General features: G+C 58.5%; 17 protein-coding genes and 1 pseudogene. 8 read left to right on the top strand and 10 right to left on the bottom strand.

Features of this window, described 5'->3' with window-relative positions:
• Nucleotides 1–10: 10 nt before the first annotated feature.
• Complete coding sequence (gene hydA, locus QO002_RS21050) at nt 11–1,411, top strand: dihydropyrimidinase (protein WP_307233670.1); 1,401 nt, start codon at nt 11–13, stop codon at nt 1,409–1,411.
• 144 nt (nt 1,412–1,555) lie between these two features.
• On the opposite strand, the pseudogene QO002_RS21055 reads toward hydA, so the two are convergent.
• Nucleotides 1,556–1,991, bottom strand: a pseudogene (locus QO002_RS21055) (plasmid maintenance toxin (PemK-like)).
• A 536-nt stretch (nt 1,992–2,527) separates the two neighbouring features.
• Between QO002_RS21055 and gntR the strand changes: the two are divergent.
• The 5 genes from gntR (at nt 2,528) to QO002_RS21080 (ending at nt 8,516) form a co-directional block, all read left to right on the top strand.
• Complete coding sequence (gene gntR, locus QO002_RS21060; RefSeq protein WP_307233671.1) at nt 2,528–3,589, top strand: HTH-type transcriptional regulator GntR; 1,062 nt, start codon at nt 2,528–2,530, stop codon at nt 3,587–3,589.
• A 222-nt stretch (nt 3,590–3,811) separates the two neighbouring features.
• Nucleotides 3,812–4,936, top strand: coding sequence for a sugar ABC transporter substrate-binding protein (locus tag QO002_RS21065; RefSeq protein WP_307233672.1), 1,125 nt, complete (start codon nt 3,812–3,814; stop codon nt 4,934–4,936).
• A gap of 72 nt (nt 4,937–5,008) precedes the next feature.
• Complete coding sequence (locus tag QO002_RS21070; protein WP_307233673.1) at nt 5,009–6,559, top strand: sugar ABC transporter ATP-binding protein; 1,551 nt, start codon at nt 5,009–5,011, stop codon at nt 6,557–6,559.
• Entirely contained in the window at nt 6,556–7,536 is a 981-nt protein-coding gene (locus QO002_RS21075; protein WP_307233674.1) for an ABC transporter permease, read from the top strand. The genes QO002_RS21070 and QO002_RS21075 overlap by 4 nt, the downstream gene beginning before the upstream one ends.
• A complete protein-coding gene (locus QO002_RS21080) occupies nt 7,533–8,516 on the top strand; it encodes an ABC transporter permease (protein ID WP_307233675.1) in 984 nt (327 codons plus the stop codon). Before QO002_RS21075 ends, QO002_RS21080 begins: the two co-directional genes overlap by 4 nt.
• A 363-nt stretch (nt 8,517–8,879) precedes the next feature.
• Here QO002_RS21080 and denD read toward each other — a convergent pair whose 3' ends face one another.
• Together denD and QO002_RS21090 are read right to left on the bottom strand one after the other, a co-directional pair.
• Nucleotides 8,880–9,869 carry a D-erythronate dehydrogenase gene (denD, locus tag QO002_RS21085; RefSeq protein WP_307233676.1) on the bottom strand — a complete coding sequence of 330 codons (990 nt, stop codon included), beginning with the start codon at nt 9,867–9,869 and terminating at the stop codon, nt 8,880–8,882.
• Nucleotides 9,836–10,102 carry a hypothetical protein gene (locus tag QO002_RS21090; RefSeq protein WP_307235093.1) on the bottom strand — a complete coding sequence of 89 codons (267 nt, stop codon included), beginning with the start codon at nt 10,100–10,102 and terminating at the stop codon, nt 9,836–9,838. Before QO002_RS21090 ends, denD begins: the two co-directional genes overlap by 34 nt.
• Here QO002_RS21090 and QO002_RS21095 point away from each other — a divergent pair.
• Nucleotides 10,074–10,379 carry a hypothetical protein gene (locus QO002_RS21095; RefSeq protein WP_307234999.1) on the top strand — a complete coding sequence of 102 codons (306 nt, stop codon included), beginning with the start codon at nt 10,074–10,076 and terminating at the stop codon, nt 10,377–10,379. The genes QO002_RS21090 and QO002_RS21095 overlap by 29 nt on opposite strands.
• Nucleotides 10,380–10,887: 508 nt before the next feature.
• On the opposite strand, the gene QO002_RS21100 is transcribed toward QO002_RS21095, so the two are convergent.
• From QO002_RS21100 to QO002_RS21120, 5 genes are all read right to left on the bottom strand, one after another.
• Nucleotides 10,888–11,922 (bottom strand): DmpA family aminopeptidase, encoded by a 1,035-nt coding sequence (locus QO002_RS21100; protein WP_307233677.1) that lies wholly within the window; start codon nt 11,920–11,922, stop codon nt 10,888–10,890.
• A 122-nt stretch (nt 11,923–12,044) separates the two neighbouring features.
• A complete protein-coding gene (locus QO002_RS21105) occupies nt 12,045–12,788 on the bottom strand; it encodes an amino acid ABC transporter ATP-binding protein (RefSeq protein ID WP_307233678.1) in 744 nt (247 codons plus the stop codon).
• 24 nt (nt 12,789–12,812) lie between these two features.
• Entirely contained in the window at nt 12,813–13,922 is a 1,110-nt protein-coding gene (locus QO002_RS21110) for an amino acid ABC transporter permease (protein ID WP_307233679.1), read from the bottom strand.
• Between the two features lie 13 nt (nt 13,923–13,935).
• A complete protein-coding gene (locus QO002_RS21115; RefSeq protein WP_307233680.1) occupies nt 13,936–14,796 on the bottom strand; it encodes an ABC transporter substrate-binding protein in 861 nt (286 codons plus the stop codon).
• Nucleotides 14,797–14,836: 40 nt separating this feature from the next.
• Nucleotides 14,837–15,700: a D-amino-acid transaminase gene (locus QO002_RS21120; protein WP_307233681.1), complete on the bottom strand. Its 864-nt coding sequence runs from the start codon at nt 15,698–15,700 to the stop codon at nt 14,837–14,839.
• Nucleotides 15,701–15,869: 169 nt separating this feature from the next.
• On the opposite strand from QO002_RS21120, the gene QO002_RS21125 reads away from it, so the two are divergent.
• Nucleotides 15,870–16,763: a LysR family transcriptional regulator gene (locus QO002_RS21125; RefSeq protein WP_307233682.1), complete on the top strand. Its 894-nt coding sequence runs from the start codon at nt 15,870–15,872 to the stop codon at nt 16,761–16,763.
• A 23-nt stretch (nt 16,764–16,786) separates the two neighbouring features.
• On the opposite strand, the gene QO002_RS21130 is transcribed toward QO002_RS21125, so the two are convergent.
• Nucleotides 16,787–17,101, bottom strand: coding sequence for a plasmid stabilization protein (locus QO002_RS21130; RefSeq protein ID WP_307233683.1), 315 nt, complete (start codon nt 17,099–17,101; stop codon nt 16,787–16,789).
• A 67-nt stretch (nt 17,102–17,168) separates the two neighbouring features.
• Entirely contained in the window at nt 17,169–17,480 is a 312-nt protein-coding gene (locus QO002_RS21135; RefSeq protein WP_307233684.1) for a DUF6074 family protein, read from the bottom strand.
• Between the last annotated feature and the right edge of the window lie 67 nt (nt 17,481–17,547).

The raw sequence follows: 17,547 nt of genomic DNA on the forward strand, positions 1-17,547 counted from the left end.
AGCAGACCGCATGCAATTCGACACGATCATCCGCAACGGCACCGTCGTCACCGCCAGCGATACGCTCCGCTGCGACGTCGGCATCCGCGATGGCCGGATCACGGCACTCGCGGACAGCCTTGGCGATGCGGCAGAGATCATCGATGCCAGCGGCCTTTACGTCATGCCGGGCGGTATCGACAGCCATGTGCATTTGGCTCAACCGTCCGGTGACGGGATCGTCATGGCCGATGATTTCGCCAGTGGCACGCTGTCGGCTGCCTTCGGTGGCAACACTACGGTCATGCCGTTCTGCATGCAGGAAAAAGGCACGACGCTGAGGGAATCGCTGAAGGTCTACCATGCCAAGGCCGAGGGCGAATGTTATGTCGACGTCAGCTTCCATCTGGTTGTCACAGATCCCACCGGCTACGTGCTGGGCCAGGAACTGCCAGCGCTGGTCGAAGACGGCTATACCTCGATCAAGGTCTTCATGACCTACGACAATCTACGTTTGCGCGACGACGAGATACTTGCAACGCTCGACAGCGCCCGTTCATCCGGCGCGCTGGTCATGGTCCATTGCGAGAACGAGGATGCGATCCGTTACCTGATCGGCCGTCATGAGGCGAATGGCGAACTGGCTCCGAAATACCACGCCACCAGCCGCCCGGTCGCCGCCGAACGCGAGGCGACCCACCGCGCGCTGTCGCTGGCCGAAATCGTCGACACGCCGATCGTCATCGTCCATGTCTCGAACCGCGAGGCAATGGAGGAAATCCAGCGGGCGCGCGGGCGGGGCAGCAAGGTAGCCGGTGAAACCTGCCCGCAATACCTAATGCTGACGGCCGACGACCTCGACGCCACCGAACTGGAAGGCGCAAAATTCGTTTGCTCGCCGCCGCCCCGCGACGAGGAAAGCCAGATTGCCTGCTGGGAAGGGCTGCAGAACGGCACGTTCGACCTTTTCTCCTCCGACCATTGCCCGTTTCGCTATGAGGATGCTCAAGGCAAGCTCAACGAAAAGGGAAAGAAAAATTTCCGCTGGATTCCGAACGGAATTCCGGGCGTCGAGACCCGGCTGCCGATTCTGTTTTCCGAAGGCGTCGGGAAAGGCCGGATCGATCTCAACCGGTTTGTCGCGCTGTCATCGACCAATCACGCTAAGCTCTACGGTCTCTATCCGCAGAAGGGCACGATCGCGATCGGTTCGGATGCCGACATCGCCCTCTGGGACCCGAAGAAATCCGTGACCATCACAAACGACATCCTGCACCACGGCGCCGACTACACGCCCTATGAGGGGCTGGAAGTGACGGGCTGGCCGGTACGGGTGCTTGTGCGCGGAAAAACGGTGACCGATGGCGAGACCCTGGTCGCATCCAAAGGATCAGGCGACTATCTCGAACGAGCCCGGTCGTCGCTGGTATAGTTACTGGGTGAATAGGCTACCTGGCAAACTCTAACCAAAAATGGTCCAGTGGGTTCAGATCAAGACCTATAAAGCCCAGAAGCGAATTTTCGCACCCTTTCTTGAGGGTTTCGCCAGGAAAAGAATAGCAATCATAATATAATGTTAGTGATTGCGTGCGGTTGCCCTATGACGTTGTCCGCGCGCGAGTTCGACGAAGCGGCGTTTGACCTCATCGAACAGTGCCGGCGGCAGGGGGCCATAGTAGCCGCTCTCGGTATCGACCGACCGTACATCTGGCCCAGGCCAGACAAATAAATCGGTTGCTCTCTGTCAAAACAATCCAGGATCGCTCGTCGTCCAGTCCGAGACGACGTTTCGTCGCGGGTGGAATCTCGATCGCATCTCCTGGATCAGAGGGTGGCGACCGCGTGATGGGCAGAACCCACACGGCAGGGGTTCCATCCTCCAAGGTTGCGACGAGCGCCAACACGAGCCCCGGGCGATCTTTGTCACCCTCCTCACGACTTTAGAGATGCTGCCAAGGCCAGAGATACGAATATCGGAAAACTCACCCGACCTTCGGTTTAGTCGGCAGCATGCTTGTCCGTTCCGCCGATGGACCGGCGCGAGACTCTCACCGAACTCCTTTCCGCTCAGAACGTCGAAAACGACCTCATAGCATATGTGCCTTCGGCCTGAGCGGACAACAGCCTGGTCTATGTCCGCCATTCGGTCCTGATGATCGCCTTTGCCGTCGGCTTTCGAGGTCGCACGGTGGTGGCAGATCTTCGCACCGAGAACCTGATCAAAGAGGAACCGGCTCACGCCGATCCCATGGGCGACCCCCGCTCCTTTTCTGGGATCACAGGCTTTCCAGTGATTAACGTCTTTCGGCCTCATCCAACTGCCTGTAAAGTGTCGCACTCGCCTCTCAAAAATGGGCGCGATCGTTGTTGAAAACATCGAAGGTCGCACCTTCGTTTGCGCCAGCATAGTATTTTTGGCGAGTTACCCACCGACAACGGAGCCAATCTTTGTTTCGTTGGTCACGGCGCTTCGATCAACTGCGGTTGGCAACGGAACCCGCTGTACGAGGAGCTTTAATACACTCAGGAAGGCATCCGGCCGAATTTCATGGTTGAGACCTCAGACGCAAAAAACAGAGCGCGGCGCAGCAGCGGACGTCCGACGCTTGCAGACGTCGCGAGACGCGCCGGCGTTGGCACCATCACTGTTTCCCGGGCTTTGCGCGATCCCAAAAGGGTTTCCGTAGAGCGTCGTGACCGGATTTTCACTGCCATCGACGATCTCGGATATGTACTCAACCCAAATGCAAGTGCTCTTGCCTCGGCCCGTGCGGCTGTCATCGGAGTGCTGGTACCATCGCTGACCAACAATGTTTTTGCAGAGGTGCTGAGGGGCATTCACGATGGCCTGCGAGATAGCCGTCTGCAGATACAATTCGCCAACACCCACTATTCCGACGTCGAGGAGGAACGGCTGTTGCGGGTGTTCCTCAGTCAGCATCCTTCCGGCCTGATAGTCTCAGGCATCGATCAGACGCCGGCGACGAGAACTTTGCTCGAAAAGGCAGGCTGCCCTGTTGTCCAGATCATGGAGATCGGTCCAGACCCGGTGGACATGATGGTCGGTTTTTCCCATTTCGAGGGAGGCAGGACCGTTACCCAGCATCTTGTTGACGCCGGTTGCCGGCGAATCGGCTTTCTCGGCGCGCGCATGGACCCCCGCTCCCATCGGCGTCTTTCCGGATATAAGGCCGTCATGGAAGCTGCCGGTTGCTTCGATCCCGCGTTCATCACGACGACGACGTTACCCTCCAGCGTGTCGATAGGCGGCGATCTCTTTCGAATGGCGTATGCCAAGACACCGAATATCGATGCCCTGGTCTGCAACAATGACGATTTGGCAATGGGCGTTCTGTTCGCCTGTCAACGCGCCAGCCTGCCTGTTCCGGCCCGCATCAGCCTTGCCGGGTTCAACGATCTCGAAATGATGGCTGTGGCCTTTCCATCGATCACCAGTATCCGCACACCCCGCTTCGAGATCGGACGACAGGCAATTGCGATGGTACAGGCTGCGCTGGCAGGCGAAAGGCCTGCGAATGCGATTGTCGATCTCGGCTTCGAGCTAAAAATCCGGGAAAGTACGACGCGGTCCAATATTCTGAATCGCTAACAAAGCAACACCTTATATCATAGCTTTACAATCTCGATTGGTAGCGCTACCATCCCCGATATGGCGCGCGGGGAGGAGCCCGTCTGACGTCATCTGACTCGCGCATCGAGATGCTTGCCGGACCGGCAACCGAATGCAGTTTTGCATCTGCAAAAAGGGTCGTCGACGTTCTCAATGCCTTTCGCTGCCAGTCCAGAAATGGCAACAAGTGGGAGGAATTCGATGTTCAAGACATTCGTCGGCGGCATTCTTGCGGCCGCAGCGCTTACGCTTTCAGGTGCGACTGCGATGGCCGACCCGGAAACGGTCAGCGGTCCCGCCGCTCAGCCGGACTGTTTCGCCCCTTGGGCGGCCGACACCAAGTTCTTCAAGTTTCCAAAAAAAGATGGCCCGTTCCGGATCGCACTCGCCAACGGCTATATCGCCAATACCTGGCGCATCCAGATGATCCAGACAGCAAAGGCCTATGCCGCACAGCCTGACGTGGCCGCCAAGCTGAAGGAATTCAAGGTCGTCTCCACGGGAGAAGACGTTCCGGCGCAGATTTCCGCGATCAACAACTTCATCGATTCAGGCTATGATGCCATCGTCGTCAATGCCCAGAACCCGACGGCATTCGGGCCGGTCATCAAGCGGGCCAAGGAAGCCGGCGTCATCCTCGTCGCCTTCGACAACATTCTCGACACGCAGGATGCGATCAACGTGAATGTCGACCAGAAAGGCCTCGGCGTGCTCTGGGCAAACTGGCTGGCAGGTCATCTGCCTGATGGTGGCAAAATCCTCGAAGTGCGCGGTGTTGCCGGAACCTCTGTCGATACGGATCGTCACAATGGTATCCACGAAACCCTTGATGCAACCGGCAAGAAATGGGAGGTCGTTGAGGTGCTTGGCAAGTGGGACGATCCCACTGCGCAGAAGGCGACCGCCGACGCCATCGCCGTACACAAGAAATTCGACGGTATCACCGCGCAGGGTGGCGACACCGGCGTCGTGCAAGCGATGATCGATGCAGGCCACGCCTTCGTACCCTTCGGCGGTGAGACCGAGAATGGGTTCCGCAAATTCTGCTCCAAGCATGCTGCCGAGGGTCTGAAATGCTCGTCGGCCGGAACAGGTCCTGCCCAGGTGGCCGTCGCCATCAAGACGGCCATTGCGGCGCTCGAAGGCGAGGTCGTTCCGCAGTCAATCAAGCTACCGCTGGCGATCGTCGAAGACCCGAATTTCAAGGAAGGTCAAGATTTCTATCCCGACCAGTCTGACAACTTCTTCGTCGGCAACGCCTTCCCCACCTGCGGCATCAACTTTACGGCACAGGAGATCATGGGGCAGACGCAGGCTGACAAATAAATCGGGACGGAATCCTGACTGCGTGTCGCGGGCAGAGTCCGCGGCGCGCGAAAAACGGACTCGAGGATTTTCATGACCGCACCAGACATACCGGCGACGTCGCCGCTTTTCCAGATGAACGAGGTGTCGAAACGGTATGGCGGCGTACGCGCTCTCGAAAATGCCGAACTGACGGTGGAGGCCGGTCGTATCCACGCCATCCTGGGTGAAAATGGAGCGGGTAAATCGACATTGATCAAGATTATGGCCGGTGTCGTGGCTCCGGATGAAGGCCGCATGCTGCTGGAGGGACGACCTATCCGTTTCCGATCACCGGCCGAGGCTTCGGCCGCCGGTGTTACGTGCGTGTTCCAGGAACTGTCGCTGATCCCCGATCTGAGCGTCGCCGACAATATCAGCATCTCCGATCCACCGCGTCGCTTTGGCCTGATCGATCGCCGGAGACAGCGTGTCGTCGCTGAAGAAGCCCTCGCCCGCGCGGGCGCCGAGGACGTTCACCCCCGCGCACTGGTCAAGGATCTGCCGCTATCGCGGCGGCAACTGGTCGAGATCGCAAAGGCGCTGGCCTGGAAGCCGCGGATCCTGATTCTCGATGAGGGCACGTCCGCCCTCACCGCCACCGACGTCACCAAGGTATTTTCCGTGCTGAAACGGCTACGTTCGGAAGGCTTGGCTCTTCTCTACATCTCCCATCGGATGCACGAGATCACCGAACTCGCTGACCAGTGTACCGTGTTCCGCAACGGCCGCAACGTATTGAGTTTCGCGGCCGGCACACGCAGCGACGGCGAGATCGTCGAGATGATGATTGGCCGTGAATACAGCAGCGCCTTTCCGCCCAAGCCAAGCCTACCGAAAGACGGAGCGCCACCTGCGCTCGAATGCCGTAACCTCGGCTGGACCGATAGTCTGCGCGATATCTCGTTCACCGTCGGCAAAGGCGAGGTCGTCGGCCTTGGCGGTCTCGATGGACAGGGACAGCGCGAACTGCTGCTTGCTTTGTTCGGCGTCCTGCGCGGCACGACAGGCTCCATCCTCGTTGATGGAAAACCCGCTAGCCTAGAAAGCCCCGAAGCGGCGAGCGCCCACGAGGTCGGCATGGCGCTGATCCCTGAAGACCGCAAGACTGAAGGTCTGATGCTGCCGATGACGGTGCGGGAAAACCTCTCTTTTTCTGTGCTCGACAAGATATCCAACTGCGGGATCATAGACCGCAATAGGGAAGCATTGCTGATTGACGAAATGGTAAAGGTGCTTGCCATCAAGACCGATGGCCTGGATATCCCTGTCGGGGCGCTTTCCGGCGGCAACCAGCAGAAGGTGGTCATCGCCAAATGGCTGATGCGCAAGCCTCGGATCATCCTTCTCAACGACCCAACACGCGGTATCGACGTAGGCACGAAGCATGAAATCTATCAGCTGCTGCGCCGCCTTGCGGAAGCGGGTGCCGCCATCCTGTTTTATTCTACGGATTATGACGAGCTCATCGGTTGTTGCGACCGCGTGCTGGTTCTTTATGGCGGTGGCATCGCACGCGAGCTGACAGGCGACGGCATCACCCAACATGCGCTGATCGCTAGCGCCCACAACGTCGAGGACAAGAAGATGGAGACTGCCGCGTGAGCGAGTGGCGTTACTGGCTGAACGAACACCGCGGCGTGCTGATGGCGGTCGGCATTTTCCTGGTTATGTTCATTATCTACGTTTCCAACCATCCGGCGGGATTAACAGCCAATGTGGTTCAGACGGCCGCTAACAAAGGCGTATTGCTGGCCTTCGTCGCTATGGCGCAGACGCTGGTGGTGATTACCGCCGGAATCGACCTTTCAGTTGGCATGGTATTCATCCTGACTAACGCGCTGGCCTCATGGCTGGTGGTCGGTACGCCGCTTGAGACCAGCTTGGGCGTCGTTGCCGTTCTTGCAACCGGCCTTGCCTGCGGAGCGGTGAACGGGTTGATTGTCATCTATGGTCGCCTGCAGCCGATCGTCGCCACCATTGCCACCGGCGCCGTGTTCTTCGGCATCGCCCTGCTGCTCAGACCCTATCCCGGCGGTTCGGTCAATGAAGACCTTGCCGACATGATGACCGGACGGGTGCTCGGCGTGGTGCCGTCTAGCCTCGTCGCCCTTGTTATTGTCGTCGCCGTGGTGTGGGTGCCGTTTAGGCGATCCACTATCGGAAGGGCTGCCTACGCCTCTGGCTCGTCGGAGGTCGCCGCCTATATGTCCGGCGTCCCCATTCGTCGCGCAAAATTCACGGCTTACATGCTGTCAGGCCTGCTCGCATCGATTGGCGGTCTGTTTCTCACCTTCTTCACCTATACCGGCGAGGCAGCGCTCGCCAGTGGCAACGCCTATACGCTGTTCTCGATCGCCTCAGTGGTGCTGGGCGGCGTCTCGTTGTTCGGCGGCAGGGGAAGCGCCATCGGAGCGATCTTCGGCGCGCTCGCCTTTCGCACCATCGGCGATCTGCTTTTTGTCTTCGATTTTGATCCGCTCTGGCAGCCGCTGTTCCAGGGTGTGGTATTGTTGGTTGCCGTCAGTCTCGGCGCGTTCGGATTGTTTCGCGTCCGCAACCGTCTGGAGTGGTTTGGATGAGCGACGCAACGCGAGAACCGCCGATGACCCCTCCGAAATTCCTGCGGCGTCTCGATCCGGCCATATCGACCGCGTTCGCGTGTATCATCCTTCTCCTGGCGATTGGCAGCTTCTATTCGACGAGCTTCCTGTCGCCGGAATATCTGCTGCAGCAGTTGAAGGTCGCGTCCTTCCTCGGCGTTATCGCCACGGGAATGATGATCGTCATCCTGCTCGGCCAGATCGACCTCTCGGTTCCGTGGGCTGTGGCCGTCGGCGGAATGATGGCATGCGCGGCCGCAGCCTATGGCCCCACAGGGGAAATCCTCGCCATTCCCTTCGGCATTCTCTGTGGCATGGTGATCGGGCTCGCCAACGGCATTGGGGTCGCCTATCTGCGCATCCCGTCGATGATCATCACGCTGGCGACCAACGCTGTCGCGCAAGGGCTGATGGTGGTCTATACCGGCGGCTTCTCGCCGCAGGATTCCGCTACATCGGCTATGCGCTATCTGGCGACCGGTTTTCTCTTGCCGGGCGTACCCAACGCCGTACTGATTTGGGTAGTCGTCGGTGCGGCGGCGGTCTTCGTGCTGACACGTACGACCTTCGGCCGTTGCGTCTACGGTATCGGCAACCGGGAGAGAGCAGCCTATCTCTCTGGCATCAACACCCGCAGGATCGTCCTGATCGCCTTTGTTGTCTCCGGAGCACTCAGCGCTTTCGGCGGCACTCTGCTAGCCGGCTACGCCTCGAAGGCCGCGCAATCAATGGGAGACACCTACCTGCTGCCCTCGATCGCCGCAGTCGTCCTGGGAGGTACATCGATCCTTGGCGGCAAGGGCTCCTATCTCGGGACAGTCGCAGGCGTGATCCTCATCACCCTCCTGCAATCGATCCTGTCCGTCATGCAAATGCCAGAAGCCGGGCGACAGATCATCTACGGCGTCGTCATCATCGCCATGCTGCTGCTCTATGGCCGCAGTCCAGCAAATCGTTAACTGTATCGTGGCCGTTGTCCGCCTTTTCGGACGCGAGATAGAGCAAATTCCACCTCGGTTTCAAAGTGGGCGGAAATGGACGGTCTTCGAATGTAAGAAATTATCCATATAGGCGGAAGGCCTTGAGGTGAGCCTATAGAGATGTCTGGTTCAGACTGAACCAGACATCCTCTAGATTCTTTTGCGTCCGTTTGTCTTTTCGGGAAAACCGGTTCCCATTTTTCCTGACAAACTATAGCACACAGGAAGGGACGTTTCGCACGTCTTTGTAGCGCGCTTATATGTTGTCGCCTATAGCCACCCCACCCGCGCCAGGCAAAGATCAGACAATAGCGCAAACGGAACTTCACGGATGTCCTTGCTTCAACCGCCGAACATTCCATCCAGCTCGTCTTCGATATGAATGCGGATGATATCGTCGAAGCTGGTTTCCGCTGCGAACCCGAGCGCCCTGGCGCGTTCCGTATCAAAATCAGAAGGCCAGCCAGAGACGATCTTCTGAACAACAGGATCCGGCTGCCGGCGGATTAGGGCCGTGGCTCTGGCACCAGCAACCCTCTCGAGTGCGGCGAGCTGCTCACCCACCATTGCACACAGACCAGGCATCATTAGGTTTCGCCGCGTGCCCAACAGCGAGAGGTCCAGTCTGGCGGCGTGAACGAAGAAGCCGACGGCCGACCGCGGGCTGGCAAACCAGTGCCGCACATTTACATCGACGGGAAGGATGGCCTCCTTGCCGACCAGTGGCTCCCGCAGAATATTCGAGAAGAAACTCGAAGCGGCTTTGTTGGGTGCACCCGGCCGAATGCAGATGGTCGGTAGACGGATACCGATACCGTCAAAAATGCCGCGCCGGGAATAGTCGGCAAGAAGCAGCTCCGCGATTGCCTTTTGCGTACCGTAGCTGGTGAGCGGTGTCGTGAAGAACTCGTCGCCGATCCGTTCGGGGAACGGCGCTCCGAAGACGGCAACCGAGGATGCAAAGACAAGACGCGGTACATAGGGTGCCTTCTGCCCTTCTTTACGGATCGCCTCGAAGAGGGCCCTCGTTCCATCCATATTGACCCGATATCCCTTGTCAAAATCCGACTCCGCTTCGCCAGACACCACCGCTGCAAGATGAAAGATCACATCCGGTCGGGCGGCGATCAGCGTTTCGGCCGCGCCGGGAACAACAAGATCAACCTGCCCGCAGTTTGCGATGTCGGAAAGCGCAGCTGGCGGAATAGGTTCGATCACGTCTACAATGGTAAGCGCTTCGATTGGTTCGCCGAGAACATCCAGTTGTCCGGCGATCCGGTCCAAAAGCTTGCCGCCGATCATGCCTGCAGCGCCAACGACGAGTATATGCATTTGAATTCACCTTCTTGATTGGTTGCATTCACCGTCGACTTCTTGGAGCGGTCGCTTTCACTATCAGGTGTGCCTAAACACGAATATCTGCGCAACCACAGCGTTCGTTGATCAATCGATAGATCATGTCCTGCAAAGATTGGGTTGACCACCGTCGACGGCAGGACGACAGTTGTACCGAGCAGAAATGCAGGAGAAAAATCAATGAACGAGACAGGCAGTTGGCGTTCCATGGCAAAGGCACCGAAAGACGGTAGCCGGATCTTAGTCACAATCCGCTCCTCCGAACAGGGGCCGGCAGAAGTCGATCTCGCGTACTGGTCAAACGGTGATCAGTTTGGAGGAGAAGGCTGGCGCGCCGCTGATTCCTCGCCTGGACAGATCTTTGAATATGCGGAGCCGGAATTGAAATGCTGGATGCCGATGCCCTCGGCCGACCTCAATCGCCTCTCGACGCCCTCCCCTTGGGAAGGCAGCGACGCTCAGCAGTTCGACGGGTCAGGCATTTAAGCGCGCGCGCCAAATAGCTCCAGACTTCCCGTTCTCCAGAAGACGCAAGCCACACGACGGCAAGCCGGTCTATAGAAATAAGTATATCGTCTGTGCAGTTTTGTCTATCAGAGAACAGAAAACCGCACCGCCCGTTTCAATTCAGTAATGACCGATAAACTTGGCTTATCATTCGTCATCCTCGGAAGGCGAAAAATTGGCTCTCTCGTCGAGCAGAATGCGGAAAACCATAGCCTCCTGCGCTCTGCGGCGTCATATAGCACGTTTTCTCGCTGTCCTGTCTCGGGTTTCGGTGCAAGAACGCCCACAAAACCAGGGTTTCGTGAGCTGGCAAGGCACTGCCGCAATCTTAAACGGAACGGCCGTTTTGACGCTCAAAGCCCTCCCACCTCGTTCGGCATCCGGCATTCAATCCGGCCGAGCGGGTTTCACCTGACGATCCTAGCGAACGAGGCGTTAAAAAAGTTAAGCACTGGAACGCAGCGACCGAACTTGTCGAGGGCCAGTCTCAGCGCATTTCGTCTGCCAACCAGTCGGCAAGCGAGCGACGTGTGCGGCCGGAGCGGCCGGTCATTGTTTCTGCGGAGCAAAGCGAATTGAGGATCGCTTCCTGCGTGGCCTCGGTTGCTGCACGGAAAAGCAGGTCGATCCGGTCTTCATTAAGCGCCGTCTGGGGAATGAAATCGCGATTTTCGTCGTGATCAATACGGATAGCCGTGCTGAAGCCGATTGCGATATCGCCGCTTCCATGGCCCCAGAAGGCACCGAGCCGGGCGATCCCGGCGCCGCAGCGGCGTGTTACCCGCCCGAGCTGGCGCTGTTCCATCGGCACATCCGTCGCGAGGACGATCATGATCGAGCCCTTTTCCGGCTCCTTGCCACCCCGCGGGTCAGCCCTTCGTCCATCCGGCAGGACGAGATCGCCCGCGCGACCAAAGTTGGAAAGAACCAGAACACCCAGATGGAATTCGCGTTTGTCGAGCCGCAACAGGCGAGAGGACGTGCCAATACCGCCCTTGAAGCCGAAGCAGCTCATGCCGGTTCCGGCCCCGACATTGCCCTCGGAGACGTCCCCGTCTGTGGCGTTGGCCAGCGCGATACGAACGTGTTCCTCGGCAATGGAAAGCGCCTGGATGTCGTTGAGGGGGCCATCATTACACTCCCCCACCACGGGATTGACGGTGGATGTCTCCCGGCCGATGTCAGGGTTGGCGGCAACAGCGTCACGGATCAGCGCCGTTGCGCAGGTCCCGACCGAGAGCGTGTTGGTCAGAACAATCGGCGTTTCCAGCGTGCCGAGCTCCTTCACCTGCACCAGGCCAACCGACTTGCCAAAACCGTTGATGACATCACACGCCGCAAGAACCTTGCTGCGAAACATGTTTCCGCCATGGGGAAGGATAGCGGTCACGCCCGTGTTGACGTCACCATCTTTCAGCGTGCAATGCCCGACACGCACGCCCGGCACGTCGGTAATCGCATTCTTCGCGCCGGTCGGCAGAATGCCGCAGCCAAGTCCAAACTTCCGCGCCGCCATAGACATGACATTCATCCCTCCCAAGCCGCGAGGATGTCTGCTTCAGATTGAACCAGACATCCTAGATACTCTTTTGTTTTCGTTTGATTGTTCTGGAACAGCTGGCTTCCATTTTTCCCTGATGAACTTTACATCCGCCCCGCCTCGATGATCCGCTTGAGGAAAGCGCGTGTGCGCTCGCCCTCAGGATTGCCGAAGATCTGCGATGGTGGCCCCTGTTCGTAGACCACCCCGCTCTGCAGGAAGCACACCTTGTCGGCAACCTCCCGCGCAAAGCCCATTTCATGGGTGGCAAGCACCATGGTCATGCCCTTTTTGGCAAGATCACGCACGATGTCCAGCACTTCCGAGACAAGCTCCGGATCGAGCGCCGAGGTGATCTCGTCCAGAAGCAAAAGCGTCGGGTCCATCATAAGCGCGCGTACGATCGCCACCCGCTGTTGCTGGCCGCCCGAAAGGCGGTCCGGATATTCATTGGACTTGTGATCGAGACCGATACGGGCAAGAAGCCCCCTCCCCTTCTCAATCGCCGCTGTTTTGTGCATCCCCAGCACCTTGATCGGGGCCAACGTGACGTTTTCCATCACGGTCATGTGCGGAAAGAGATTAAACCCCTGGAAGACGATGCCGATTTCGCGCCGGAGCGCATCAAGATCGACGCCTGGGCCGGTCACACGGTCCCCATGCAGCCGGATTTCGCCTTCGCTGATCGTTTCCAACCGGTTGATGCAGCGAAGCAACGTGGATTTTCCGCAGCCGGACGGGCCGATGAGGCAGACAACCTCATGTTCCTCGATATCCAGGGTGATACCGGACAGGACTTCCAGCGTTCCGTAGCGTTTATACGCCTTGTCGATTTCGACGAGTGCCATTGATGAAATTCCTTAGCCGCGGGGTCACATTCCCGATCGCATCTTGCGCCGGTCACGCTCGATCAGCCGATCAACGAAGCGGGCCTGCGGGATGGTGATCAGGATGAAAATGATCGCGACCGTGGTCACGGCGGAGAGGTTGAAGTAGTTGCTGGCAATGATCTTCGACTGGTTGAAGGCGTCGATCGTACCGATGATGGCGACCAGGGCAGTGTCCTTCTGCAGACTGATGCAGTTGTTCATCAGCGACGGAACAATGCCCCGCACGGCCTGTGGGACTACGACGTAGCGCATCGTCCTGAAATAGGAGAGCCCAAGGGATCGGGCCGCCGCGATCTGGCTTGGATGCACGCTCTCGATACCGGCACGGTAGACCTCGGACGTATAGGCGCCGTAGGTCAGCGTCAGCGCGATGATCGCATAGGCGTTGGACGACAGGTCTTTCAGGATCGGCAGTCCGGTCAGGGGAAGACCGAAGCCGATCAGATAGATGGTGATGATGGCCGGAAGCCCGCGGAAAAGATCACCGTAGATGATCGCGATCATGCGGATCGGACGCCCGGCATCCCCCGGCAAGGTTCGGGCAATGGCGACGACCAGTGCCCAGATGAGGATCAGGATCACCGACACGACGAAGATGAAGATATTCGTGCCGAAGGCCTTCAAAACCGTGGCGGACGATTTAGCAATCAGCGCCACGTCGAAAAAGGTACGGCTAACGGCGGCGTCATTGACCACCAGAAACCAGGCGAAAACGCAAATGATCAGAAGCGCTGCGGAATAGGATATGGCCTTCCAGGAAGCATCCGAGGCCTTCGCGCCGAAGGCCCGCCCGAGGTAAATATCCTTTTCTTTTGATGACTTTAGCGATTGAAGCAAAGCATAGCTGGCGATGGCGACGGCAAACAGCGGCAGAACAGTCGCAACCAGCGCGCCGATGCTCGAGGGCAGAGTGTCCCACCCGTGTGCAATCACGTAGGACCAGATGGAGTGGGCGGTAAAGGCAACCGCAAGGAGGGTAGCGAAGGCAAAAAGGAAGGCAAACAGCGAGCGCCCGGCATGGGCGCGGACCTGGTTGCGAGCGCGCCAGTTGCTGGCGCGCTCTCCCCTGGCTTCAGGAGCCGAGATGGTCATAAGGCTTCCCCGCTCACGGCTTCCAGGCAGGAACGTCGTCCGGCGATACGCCACCAAAGGATTCCAGCAGATAGGCTTTCTCAAGCTGCTTCAGCGTGCCGTCGGTCTTCATCGTCTCGATGAGCTTGTCGATGACAGGACCACTGGCCGAGCCCTTCGGGTAGATGCCCGCCGTCTGGCCGCCGGTCGAGTATTTGCCGATGGCAACGAGCTTGCCGCCGGAATTGGCCACCTGGCCGAGGACGATGCCGAGATCCGTCATGACGGCATCGACCTTGCCGGCCGCAGCAGCGGTAAACATTGAGGCGGTATCATCGAAAACGTCGAGATTTTCGACCTTCAGCGTCTCCTGGATGAAGGGGATCATCGTCGTACCGGCCTGGGTGCCGAGATGCGCGGCCTTGATCGTCTCTTCATTCAGGGTCGAACCGGCTTTTGCAGCCAGACCGTAGTCGGACGTGGCGTAGGGAACCGAGAAGTCGACGACTTTCTTGCGGGGCTCCGTCACGGAAATCAGCGCAAGCGCAATGTCGAAATCCTTGTTCTGACCGGCGACGATCGAATCGAAGGAAGCGTTGACCAGCTTGACCTTGTCAAGCCCCAGGCGATGGGCGATATTGACGGCCATGCAGAATTCGTAGCCATCCTTGATGGTATCGGGCGTATCACCGTTGAACTGGCCGACCGCCGGCAGGTTGATGATAACCGTAAACTGGCCGGGAACGGCCGGGGTGATCGAGGCGCTGCCCTTTTCCCCTGTCAGCGGGCAATCGCCATAGCCTTCGGCTGCCATGGCCGAACCTACGGCTGCAAAGGTTAGGGCGATTGCCAGGAGAGTGCGCTTGGCAAGCGTTGTGATGCTGGAGATGGTCATTGTTCCCTTTCTTATGATCGTTTGTGGTGGTTTCCGGGTTCTACGGGAGCACGCTCGGCTGTGCCAAAGCGAGTTCCAGATAGATGGTCTGCAGACGGCGCGTTATCGGGCCAGGAGTGCCGTCTCCGACGACGCGATCTGCAATTTTGATGACGGGTGTTACAAGGCTGGAGGCGCTCGTAAGGAAGGCCTCCCTGGCCTCATGGGCCTCTGCGACGGTAAACAGCCGCTCCTCGATCCGCAGGCCCTGCTCTGACGCTATCTTGAGCACGGCCTGCCGCGTGCAGCCGGGCAAAACAGCATGGGAATTGGGCCGGACGACCAGGGCGCCGTCGCTGGTGATGATATAGGCGGTCGAGGATGCGCCCTCGGTGATACAGCCGTCCTCGACCAGCCAGGCTTCGTGAAAACCAGCACTCCTGGCGCTTTTCTTGGCCAGAACCTGCGCCAAAAGCATCACGGTCTTGATATCCCGCCGGGCCCAGCGGGTGTCGTCCATGATGGCAACCGCCACGCCATTCTTCACGGAAGCGGTATCACGGAGCGTTTTTGCCTGGGTAAAGGCGACAAAGGTTGGCTTCATGTCCTCGGCAAAGCCAAAATCCCGATCGGCCGTGCCCCGCGTCACCTGCAGGTAGACCACCCCTTCGAGCAGGTCGTTGCGGCGGATCAGTTCGGCCTGAATCTCGGCAATATCGGCGACAGTCAACGGCATCGGGATCAGGATTTCCCGCACCGAACGTTCCAATCGGGCCAGATGAAGATCGTTGTCGATCAGCCGCCCATTGAGCACGGCGCTGACCTCGTAAATCCCGTCCGCGAACAGGAAACCACGATCAAATACGGAAATTTTCGCTTCGTTTTCAGGCAGATATTCCCCGTCAACATAGACTGTCCTGCTCACGCCAAACCTCGGTGGATATGCTTCAATTCGCTTACCGGGATGACGCTAGGGAAAAGAGGATGGACTGGCCAATGCTATGTATTCCAATCCTTATGCGATAAATGCATAGGATTTAGGCGGCAGGCCTCGGTATATCGAAGACGGAGAATTTGGCGGAGGTCGACCCCCCATGGAATTGAAATGGCTTGAGGATTTCACCGCACTTGCCGCGACGCTTTCGTTCTCGCGCGCAGCCGAGGAGCGTAACGTGACGCAATCCGCCTTCAGCCGGCGTATCAAGCAGCTGGAAATGTGGCTGGGCGTGACCCTGGTCAGCCGTGCGACCTTTCCGGCCGAACTGACAAAGCAGGGCCGCGCTTTCCTGCCCGTGGCCCAGGAAGCCATTCGTAATTTTTACACCACGCGCGACGCACTTCGGCCAGCAAGCAAGAGCCAGAACCAGACGATCACCTTTTCAGCACTGCATACGCTGACCGTGACGTTTTTCCCGGAATGGCTGAACGAGGTGAAGGAACGCCTTGGCCCGCTCCGCTCGCGCCTCAGCCCCGACAAGGGCGGGATCGAGGAGAATATCGGAACACTGGTTGACGGAGAATCCGATTTTCTGCTGACCTACGCCCACCCTTCCGTTCCCGTCCTGCTCGATACTGAACGGTTTCCCTATCTGGTTCTTGGAAGGGAACGGGTAATCCCCGCCTCCCGTCCCGAGGCAAACGGTCCAACGCTCGATCGCAGCATAAGCGATGCCAGCCCCCTGCCCTATCTCAGCTACGGAGACTTTTCCTTCTTCGGGGTGGCGCTCAACAAGATGTTTGCGGCGCGCCCATCCTTCGAAACCCGAATTGTTCACGAAAACACCATCTCCATCGGGCTGAAGACGATGGCAATGGCCGGTTGGGGAACGGCATGGCTGCCGCAGAGCCTTATTGCTCGAGAACTGGCAGACGGTGAACTGGTGCGTGCCAGCGATGATCCGAGTTGGGACCTGGAGGTTGAAATCCGCATCTACCGGCACGCTTCAGCCGGCCGTCCAATCGTCGAATCGTTCTGGCGGGCGCTCTAATTCGAGCAGTTGGGAGGTCAGCGTCAGTGATGCGCGTGATCTCCATTTCTCCTGCGGGTCGCGGCCGCCTTCTTTGCAGACGCTGAACGCTCTGCAGCCGGCCGTTCCGCCGAAGCCTTGCCACCCTTGCGCCCACCTTTCTCGGCGGAAACAGGGGTATCGGGCTTTCCACGACCCGAACCAGACTTGTTGCCGCCGCCACTTTCCTTGTTGACGGTTGCCCAGGCGCGACGCTCGGCTTCCTTTTCAGAAACGCCACGATCCTCATAACCTTCCGCAATGTGGTCAGCCTTGCGCTCCTGCTTGTCGGTGTATTTAGATTTGTCTCCACGGGGCATGGAACCCTCCCTTGTTGGTAACGCAAGAAAAATGCGTGGACCGTAAGGAAAGTTCCGTGACCGCTTCTCAGGGAACGATGCGCTCCATTTCGGCCGTCTTTTCTGCCATTCTGTCCGAGTAGCGACGCATCATTTCCACCTGGACCTCGGTCTGGAACGTCAGGACCTGCTGATGGACGTCATCCTCCGAGCAGCCAAGCGCGGTAAGACTTTCTGCGAGTACCCGGCATTCCGAACGCCAGTAGGTTACAGCAGCATCGCCATGGACATTTTCCAGTTCGCGGGCGCAGCGCCGGATCGTTGCCTTCCTGCCGGACAGGGGAAAGGCCACGACCTTTTCAGCATCCAACATCGTCTCGTTCCTGCGTAGCAACGCCATACACTCGTTCTCCTGAATCAGTCCTCCAAGATTTACAAAGCTCTTGGTTAACGCTTCGTATCGATTG

The sequence above is a fragment of the Pararhizobium capsulatum DSM 1112 genome (genome assembly GCF_030814475.1).
GTDB classification, from domain to species: Bacteria; Pseudomonadota; Alphaproteobacteria; order Rhizobiales; family Rhizobiaceae; genus Pararhizobium; species Pararhizobium capsulatum.

What these genes read in the sequence shown, in the direction of transcription:
- QO002_RS21095 (WP_307234999.1), top strand. Translation starts at nt 10,074, where the DNA reads ATGAACGAGACAGGCAGTTGGCGTTCCATGGCAAAGGCACCGAAAGAC.
- QO002_RS21125 (WP_307233682.1), top strand. Translation starts at nt 15,870, where the DNA reads ATGGAATTGAAATGGCTTGAGGATTTCACCGCACTTGCCGCGACGCTT.
- QO002_RS21110 (WP_307233679.1), bottom strand. Translation starts at nt 13,922, where the DNA reads ATGACCATCTCGGCTCCTGAAGCCAGGGGAGAGCGCGCCAGCAACTGG.
- QO002_RS21080 (WP_307233675.1), top strand. Translation starts at nt 7,533, where the DNA reads ATGAGCGACGCAACGCGAGAACCGCCGATGACCCCTCCGAAATTCCTG.
- QO002_RS21115 (WP_307233680.1), bottom strand. Translation starts at nt 14,796, where the DNA reads ATGACCATCTCCAGCATCACAACGCTTGCCAAGCGCACTCTCCTGGCA.
- denD (WP_307233676.1), bottom strand. Translation starts at nt 9,869, where the DNA reads ATGCATATACTCGTCGTTGGCGCTGCAGGCATGATCGGCGGCAAGCTT.
- QO002_RS21090 (WP_307235093.1), bottom strand. Translation starts at nt 10,102, where the DNA reads ATGGAACGCCAACTGCCTGTCTCGTTCATTGATTTTTCTCCTGCATTT.
- gntR (WP_307233671.1), top strand. Translation starts at nt 2,528, where the DNA reads ATGGTTGAGACCTCAGACGCAAAAAACAGAGCGCGGCGCAGCAGCGGA.
- hydA (WP_307233670.1), top strand. Translation starts at nt 11, where the DNA reads ATGCAATTCGACACGATCATCCGCAACGGCACCGTCGTCACCGCCAGC.
- QO002_RS21135 (WP_307233684.1), bottom strand. Translation starts at nt 17,480, where the DNA reads ATGGCGTTGCTACGCAGGAACGAGACGATGTTGGATGCTGAAAAGGTC.
- QO002_RS21130 (WP_307233683.1), bottom strand. Translation starts at nt 17,101, where the DNA reads ATGCCCCGTGGAGACAAATCTAAATACACCGACAAGCAGGAGCGCAAG.
- QO002_RS21065 (WP_307233672.1), top strand. Translation starts at nt 3,812, where the DNA reads ATGTTCAAGACATTCGTCGGCGGCATTCTTGCGGCCGCAGCGCTTACG.
- QO002_RS21105 (WP_307233678.1), bottom strand. Translation starts at nt 12,788, where the DNA reads ATGGCACTCGTCGAAATCGACAAGGCGTATAAACGCTACGGAACGCTG.
- QO002_RS21100 (WP_307233677.1), bottom strand. Translation starts at nt 11,922, where the DNA reads ATGTCTATGGCGGCGCGGAAGTTTGGACTTGGCTGCGGCATTCTGCCG.
- QO002_RS21070 (WP_307233673.1), top strand. Translation starts at nt 5,009, where the DNA reads ATGACCGCACCAGACATACCGGCGACGTCGCCGCTTTTCCAGATGAAC.